The sequence below is a fragment of the Sporomusa sp. genome, assembly GCF_057736855.1.
In genome coordinates, this window is sequence record NZ_JBYKYF010000179.1 from 1 (window position 1) to 6,266 (window position 6,266).

The window sequence follows — 6,266 nt, forward strand, 5'->3', positions numbered from 1 at the left end:
GATGATTTAAGAAATCATGTCGCTGAATGCGGAGCAGTTTGACCACCTCGGTACATGATGTGACTTCCGTGCAAGTGGTATTGGCCATAGTATCATCCTTCCAAATATACTGCGGATGATGTACCTTTCGCTCCCATCAGTTAAAATACCTGTCGGCTTTCGAGATTTTTGAGGAAAAATACAAAAAGTTTCTTACCTTCAGCTAGATGTTAGCCATTGCAGAGAGTAATTAGATAAACGAGGAAGCTTACAACGATAAAAACCAGCCATCGCGCTCACATACGGATAAGAAAGGACTTGGCTTTTGTACCAAGTCCCTTAGGACGGCCAAATGGCTATGCCATCCGTGGCGCAATCGGCACTGGCGCCAACTAGGCGCGTCGCGGCAACATCTGTATCATTCTAATGTCTGATTATACATTTGGGCAGACTAAAAAACCTGCGGCTTACTAGGCCGCAGGCGTTTCTTACATTGCTTGTTCAGCTACAGGATACACACTAACTTGCCGGTCATAACGGCCTTTACGCTCGAAAGCGACTTTGCCGGGAATTTTAGCATACAAAGTATCATCTTTGCCAATACCGACGTTATTACCGGGATGGAAATGTGTACCACGTTGGCGCACCAGAATGCTGCCTGCGGTTACAACTTCACCGGCTTGACGTTTGACACCTAAGCGCTTAGACTCGCTGTCACGTCCATTACGGGAGCTGCCAACACCTTTTTTATGAGCAAATAACTGTAAATCAAAAGAATTCAGTTTGAAATTTTCCATCTGCTTTCACCTCCTGTGCTCAATAATACGAACACTATTAGGGTATAGTCTAGCAATTTCGGTTAATCCAAGCAGCATGGTTTCTAAAATTGCGCCAGTAAGCATGTCAGGTGGACTAGTAAGTTCCATAGTAAGACCATCAGCACCCTGAATAAGCTCAATATCCCGCCCAAGATGACGTTCAATACCCATAATGGCGGATTGAACCAAGGCGGACACGCCAGCACATACAATGTCCTGACCATGTGGCGCAACATTAGCATGACCGCAGACTGTAAATCCGGTAATTGCCTTATTGTTATCACGAACCAATGTAATTGTAATCATTATCTAGCCTTATGCTTCAATTTTCGTAATACGAACTTTTGTAAATGGCTGACGATGACCTTGACGACGACGGTAATTAGACTTAGCTTTATATTTGAAAACCAGAATCTTTTTGCCTTTACCATGAGCCACTACTTCAGCAGTAACTTTAGCATTAGCCACTACTGGTTTGCCAATAACGACTTCACCGTCTTTTACCACAGTCAAAACACGATCAAAATCAACAGTTTGACCTTCGGCAGCTTCGATTTTCTCGATATTGAGTACATCGCCTTCAGCAACACGATATTGTTTACCGCCTGTTTCAATAATAGCGTACATTATACATTTGCACCTCCCCTGCGTAAGGACTCGCCGAATACGGTAACCAGAACTGCCTTTCTTGTCGGTTAAGCAGTCCCTAGTTTTTATCGAACCTCTCCGTGCGGTGGTGTAGACACTGCCTACATCATCGAATTCTATCATACTAGTAATAGTTTGTCAATCTGGTTTCCACAGTAAGGAAAACACCTCTGGATTGAGATCGGCAACAGCTTCTACTGCCAGGGTTCTGGCGATTTCCTGCTCCAGACGTTTTAGTTCTCCTTGCTTTGTCAGAAATTCTGCAACTTGCGGATGAACTTGAATAAGCAGCCGTCCTCCCGGCCTGGATTGTTTATTAAGCTTTCTTACATCTCGTTTAATGTCCAGCACAACCGTTTCCGGTGATTTTATGCGGCCTTTTCCTAAACAATACGGACACTGACTGTAGAACATACCGTTAATATTTTGCCTGGCCTTTTTGCGTGTCATCTCCAACAATCCTAAGTTAGTAAAGCCAAAAACATGTGATTTGGTGCGATCTTTTTTTAATTCACGTTCAAGCACAGCAAGCACCTCTGCCCGTTGCTCGGCTTTGTCCATATCAATAAAATCAATGACAATAATACCGCCAATATCCCGTAGCCGGAGTTGCCTTGCAATTTGTACCGCTGCCTCCAAATTAGTTTGGAATACAGTTTCAGACAAATTGGTGTTACCAACAAATTTGCCGGTATTAACGTCAATAACCGTAAGTGCTTCTGTATGATCAATAACCAAATAACCGCCACAAGCTAAGTCTACTCGGCGATTACGCAAGCTGTTTAACTGAATATCTAAATTAAATCGGCTAAATATATCACTATCCTGGCCGCTGGGTGTATATAAGCGAACGCATTTCACCAATTCTGGTGAAATATGGGTAAGCAAATCAACAACCCGGTTGTAAGCCTGCTGGTTGTCGATAATAAACTCGCTAACATCCTCAGTCAAATAGTCACGAACAATGCGTACCACAAGTTCGGCATCCCGGTAAATAAGCATCGGAGCATTACTCCGTTTGGCCCTGGTACTTAATATTGACCACATATTAGCTAAATAAGTCATATCTTTCATTAAGTCATCCTGGGTTTTGCCAGCAGCTACCGTTCTGACAATAACCCCCATACCGTCCGGACGAATGTTCTCAGCAATCTGACGCAGGCGTTCCCGTTCTGATTCGTCTTCGATACGACGCGAGATACCAATATAATCGACCGTAGGCATCAACACAATATATCGCCCTGGCAAGGTCAGACTGGTGGTAGCCCGCGGTCCTTTATCCCCCATAGCATCCTTAGAAATCTGCACAAGCACATCCTGACCAATGGTCAGATGTTGACAAGTAGCTTGACGACCAGTATCTCCGATATATAAAAAAGCATTTTTCTCCCAGCCAATATCCACAAATGCTGCTTGCATTCCTGGAAGAACGTTTTTCACTTTACCTTTATAGATATTGCCCACCAGATGCCCGCTTTCGCTACGTTCAACCGATAGCTCCATAAGCTCGCCTGCTTCTAAAAGAGCCACCCTAGTTTCTTCCGGCATTACGTTGGCAATTATAGTTTTACTCATACTTTATTCCTCTTACCGTTCTCTAGCCTATAATTCCATAGGCGATAATTGTACCTGACCATCGCTTATAAACAGCCCTGTGCGATGGATTAAAGCACAGTCTTGGTTAACAGGTAAACCAAAGTCCGCCACCAGCACTGATAGCACTTCAGCCGGTTTAACACTGCCCCCTGGTTTAATCTTTATCGCTAAACTGAGGGTGTTCCATTCTCGCTGACTGTCTGTCACCTTTCTCACCGTTACAGGGGCAGCAAGGTATTCTTTAATATCAATTTCGCGCTGGCCTTTGGGTGATTGTTTACAATAGATGACTTTCTCTTGACTATTAAACTTGGCTAAACTTGTTTCAACCGTATTCTCAGACGCAGCTGAAACAACAGGAAGAGCAATTTCATAAGTTGCCAAATTAACCACTGCCATCAGGGCTTGACTGCGCTGCCCCATATACTTAGCAGCCTTAAGCACAATGCCTGGTGGTAATTGGGGCTTTAGCTTGGATTCTATCTGGGTAATATTCATTTTTTCAGTTAACTCAATATCCAGATATTCCGCTTCACTGGTTACTCCTACCGCCAATGCCGATGCAAACGCCAGCTTCATATGGGGATTAAAGCCTTCAGAATAGGCTGCTGGTAGCTTAGCTCGCCGAATAGCTCGCTCAATAGTACTGGCGAAATCTAAATGAGATATATAGCGTATTTCATTGCCTTTGGTTATCTGAAGCCGTAATTTTGCCATTATGCCTGCCCCCAATCGATTACTTTAACATCAAGATCCTGGCAGACGCCACAGGCACCACAATACTCATGACGACAATCCGGTGTAAATGCGGCTGCTTGCGCGGCTTGCCACTCCCGTATCAAAAAAGACTTGTCCACACCGGAAGATAAATGCTCCCATGGCAAATATTCTTCCAGATCGCGTTCACGATTCGCATAAAAAGCAGGATCAATTCCCTCGGCAACAAAAGCTTCCATCCACACATCATACTTAAAATGTTCTGACCAGCCATCAAACTTGGCACCGTTCTGCCAGGCCCTGAGCAATACTTTGCCTAACCTGCGATCCCCCCGAGCAAACACACCTTCTAAAAAACTGGTGCGGGCATCATGCCAATGCAGCGAGACGCTACGGTCTTTTATCAATGAACGCAAAAGTGTTTGTTTACGTTCAAGTTCTTCGATCGTGTTTTGCCCAAACCATTGAAAAGCAGTATATGGCTTAGGAACAAAGGAAGAAACACTAACAGTAATCTTGGCGCCTTTACGGCCTTTCAGTTGCTTATACAAATCAGCTACCCGCTGCGCTAGTGCAGCAATACCAGCAATGTCTTCATCGGTTTCGGTCGGCAATCCAATCATAAAGTACAATTTTATGGTTGACCATCCGGATTGAAAAGCGGCACTTACTGCTTCTGTCAAATTTTCTTCAGTAACTCCTTTATTGATAACATTCCGCAAACGCTGGGTACCGGCTTCTGGGGCAAAAGTCAGACCACTTTTCCGCACTTGCTGCACTTGCTTGGCTAAATCAATGGAAAAGCTGTCAATTCTCAGTGAAGGCAAAGAAACACTTACTCCCTGCTGCCTAAAACGCTCAATAAGCTGAGTAATTAAAGGACTAAGGCAAGAATAATCGGCTGAACTGAGTGACACCAAGGAAATTTCATTATATCCGGTATTGTCAACAAGCTGCTGTACATAGCCAGTTAAAGTCTCCAGTTTGCGCTCCCGAACTGGGCGGTAGATGACTCCCGCTTGGCAAAAACGGCAGCCGCGTGTACACCCCCGAAACAGTTCCAACATGATGCGATCATGCACAATGTCTATAAATGGTACAATCGGCTTTGTCGTAAACATTACCTGATCAAGATCTTTAATAACCCGTTTCACGATAACCGGTTTGGCTTCCGGAATCAGTGGCCGAACTTCGCGCACTCTCCCATCAGCCTGATAGGTTACCTCGTAAAACCGCGGAACATATATCCCCTGAAGGGTGGCAAGCCGTTTGAGTATTCCTGTCTTTCCTCCCGGTTTGCCGGCCTGTTTCCATTCGGCAATATACGCTGCCACCTCAGTGATAACTTCTTCAGCTTCACCCAGAATGAAAAAATCCACAAAATCAGCCATCGGCTCGGCATTAAACGCACAGGGACCGCCACATACTACTAACGGCTGGCTTTCATCCCGTTCGGCCGCTAACAGTTCAATGCCTGCTAAATCAAGCATATTCAGAACATTACTATAACTAAGCTCATATTGCAGGGAAAAACCAATAATGTCACACTCAGCAACTGGCCGCTTCGTTTCCAGGGTAAATAGCTTGATCCCGGCATTTCTCATTTCCGCTTCCATATCTACCCATGGCGCATACACCCGCTCAACAAAAGTATCTGGACGGTTATTTAACACTTCATATAATATTTTAAGCCCAAGATTAGACATGCCCACTTCATATACATCAGGCATAGCTAGAACAAAATTTACCACATAGTCACCAGGTGCTTTATACACACTGTTCCACTCATGACCAGTATAACGGGCTGGTTTCATAACCCGACTCAAAATCGCAGGACTAACAGGGTCTTTAGAATACATAAGTACCTCCAACATATAGCTATAAAAATTATTATCTATGCTTTACCTGGAAATATCAAGACTTATTTTTTCCAGCTCGACTATATTTGAAACCTGCTAAACATGCTAGCTACAATAACTCTTTTATCCTAGCATGTATCCCCTTTGCCAGCAACCCTTCCCATACCTCGGTTTCAGTCAGCGCTCCGCACAATTTAAAATTATCGTCAACAATATGCACAATATAATATTGCTCTGGTCCGAATAAGGCAATAACCTCACGGATAGCCGTATTGCCAATAGCTGTCAGATGTTTTGCCGGCATGATGCCACTGGCAATGAGATCAGCCTTTTTTCTGGAAAGGATGCGCATCGTCCGAAATCCAGCCAGCGTGTTTTCTCGTCGGGCAGTCAGCAATAAAAAACCGGCAGCAACCAGCATAGTTACATTCACAGTGTGATCAAACCAAAAAAACAACCCCGCCAGTAGTATCAGTAGGCAGCTAATCAGATGACTTAGGGTCACAACAACAGCTGTGGCCGCACGATAATTCCGCCGGCGTGTGAGTATGGCCCGCAAAATTCTCCCCCCGTCAAGCGGTAATGCGGGCAACAAATTGAATCCTGCCAAAGCCAAATTGGTTTCCCCATAAAAATAAAGCCACTCCTG

Annotated in this window: 7 protein-coding genes; all 7 read right to left on the minus strand. The window is 44.5% G+C overall.

Features of this window, described 5'->3' with window-relative positions:
* Positions 1-467: 467 nt before the first annotated feature.
* Positions 468-776: a 50S ribosomal protein L27 gene (gene rpmA / locus AC29Z1_RS11740; protein WP_488271650.1), complete on the minus strand. Its 309-nt coding sequence runs from the start codon at positions 774-776 to the stop codon at positions 468-470.
* A gap of 6 nt (positions 777-782) precedes the next feature.
* Positions 783-1,103 (minus strand): ribosomal-processing cysteine protease Prp, encoded by a 321-nt coding sequence (locus tag AC29Z1_RS11745; protein ID WP_488271651.1) that lies wholly within the window; start codon positions 1,101-1,103, stop codon positions 783-785.
* A gap of 9 nt (positions 1,104-1,112) precedes the next feature.
* Entirely contained in the window at positions 1,113-1,424 is a 312-nt protein-coding gene (rplU, locus tag AC29Z1_RS11750) for a 50S ribosomal protein L21 (protein ID WP_488271652.1), read from the minus strand.
* Positions 1,425-1,583: 159 nt separating this feature from the next.
* A complete protein-coding gene (locus AC29Z1_RS11755) occupies positions 1,584-3,020 on the minus strand; it encodes an Rne/Rng family ribonuclease (RefSeq protein ID WP_488271653.1) in 1,437 nt (478 codons plus the stop codon).
* Positions 3,021-3,047: 27 nt separating this feature from the next.
* A complete protein-coding gene (locus tag AC29Z1_RS11760; RefSeq protein ID WP_488271654.1) occupies positions 3,048-3,758 on the minus strand; it encodes a TIGR03936 family radical SAM-associated protein in 711 nt (236 codons plus the stop codon).
* Positions 3,758-5,617, minus strand: coding sequence for a TIGR03960 family B12-binding radical SAM protein (locus AC29Z1_RS11765; RefSeq protein WP_488271655.1), 1,860 nt, complete (start codon positions 5,615-5,617; stop codon positions 3,758-3,760). Before AC29Z1_RS11765 ends, AC29Z1_RS11760 begins: the two co-directional genes overlap by 1 nt.
* Before the next feature lie 109 nt (positions 5,618-5,726).
* The coding region (locus AC29Z1_RS11770; protein WP_488271656.1) for a site-2 protease family protein at positions 5,727-6,266 on the minus strand (540 nt) is incomplete at its 5' end.